This window comes from Thiomicrospira sp. (assembly GCF_036568485.1).
Lineage (GTDB): Bacteria > Pseudomonadota > Gammaproteobacteria > Thiomicrospirales > Thiomicrospiraceae > Thiomicrospira.
Window position 1 is genome coordinate 1 of sequence record NZ_DATCSL010000112.1, and the last position, 1,863, is coordinate 1,863.

Below are 1,863 nucleotides of genomic sequence, written 5' to 3' on the forward strand. Positions count from 1 at the left end.
ATGGACGTAGAATCAAATAATATCGCAAACGTAAATACCATAGGTTTTAAATATTCACGTGCAAACTTCTCAGACCTTCTTGCTCAGACCAAGGCGATAGCTACTGCTCCGCAGGGAGAGCTTGGCGGTAAAAACCCCGTACAGGTAGGTCTTGGTGCGAGTGCAAGTTCGGTAACTAAGATATTTGCACAGGGTTCTGTTCAAAACTCAGATAAAAATACCGACGTTGCTATTCAGGGAGACGGATTTTTTATAGTCTCTCCGGATGGCGGAAATACATATAAGTACACGCGTTCTGGCGACTTTAAGTTCGATGCCGGCGGTAACTTCGTAGACAACAACGGATTTATTGTTCAGGGGTGGTTGAGAGATCCGGTAACAGGGTATGTTGACGCTACGGCGCCTATTACAAATATAAATATACCGCCGGGGCTTACTACTCCTGCATCTCCTACGCAGAATGTGGTTATTAAAGCAAACCTGAACTCAGGTCCGCGCGTCGATAACTATTCGGCTGCATATAGAGTGGAGAGTTATCCGGCAGGAACGGCTATCCCTTCACCTGCTGCGATCGATGAAAACGGAAACCCTATAGAATCGGGCGATATGGGCGTAATGTTCAATGAATCCGGTGAAGCTTTTAATCTTCAGGCTGGTCAGGGTATATGGGCATCATTTGTAGATACAACTACGACTGCTTCGGCACCGGTTACCGCCAATACAAACCTAGACATCACATTTGAGATGGATGACGGTACAGTAAAGCAGATAACAAGTACTGCCCCGGGTGGAGAGACTCAGGCTCAAACCGCTTCAAGGTTTGTCTCAGCCATAAATGCTCAGACATCGGTAACAGGTATTGAAGCTGTTTATGATTCAGGAACGGGAGAGATCACGCTTACAAACAGCAACTCTAACTCAAATGCTTCTCACAACATTAGAATAAGTGCTATCGGTGCACTTGACGGAAGTGGTTTTGCTGTGGCAGATTCAGCTACAACGGCTTACAGATATCAGTACGATCCAACCGGTCCTACGACGGCGGAAGGGTTTGACAAAAAATTCAGAACGATCGCCGATCTACGTGAAGCGTTGGAAAAAGAGGCTAGAGCAACTGCCGGTGACGGCGACCTTGATGGTCTTTATGAAAACAATATAGAGGTAATCGTTAATGAGCAGGGTAAATTTGAACTATCGAATCCGGGCGGTTCAATAGACGGAGATTATGATATAAATCTCTCTATTACGGGTATGAACGCAAGCAGTGTTACCGGTGGCGGAATAACTGAAAATACCAAGTTTACAAGAAGCATGGAAGCGCTCAATGCAACTCTGCCGGCAGGCAGTACCGCAACTGCGTTTTCACAAGGTTTTAATGCGGCGACACACTCTGCAAGTATTGATATCTTCGACTCTTTGGGTTCAAAACATACTTTAAGAACAGAGTTTAGAAAAGTTGCAGTCGATGCTTCTACGGGAAGTACGTGGAATATGAAAATAAGTGTTCCTGAGCCTGCCACGATAGATACGATAACACCATATAATGAAAAGACAGGTTTTGTAAGATTTAACAGCGACGGCTCACTGGCTACATATAATCCGCCAAACGTCTCGTTTACGGCGAACAACGGTTCTGCTCCAAACCAGCAGGTTGCAATCAATCTCGGTACATCAAATGCGTTTGACGGTATGACGAGTTTTGACTCTGCATCATCTACTTCGGGAATAAGCCAAGACGGTTTTACCGGAGGGGATTTGGTTGGTATCAGGATTGACCAGAGCGGTACACTTGTCGGTTCATTTAGTAACGGGCGCTCTTTTGGTCTTGCACAGATCGGTATGGCAAAGTTTACTAACAACGAA

At 45.4% G+C, this 1,863-nt stretch carries 1 protein-coding gene; it reads left to right on the forward strand.

All coding sequences use genetic code 11. The features are described 5' to 3' along the window. A partial coding sequence (gene flgE, locus VIM91_RS10570; RefSeq protein ID WP_331864778.1) for a flagellar hook protein FlgE occupies positions 1-1,863 on the forward strand: 1,863 nt, incomplete at both ends.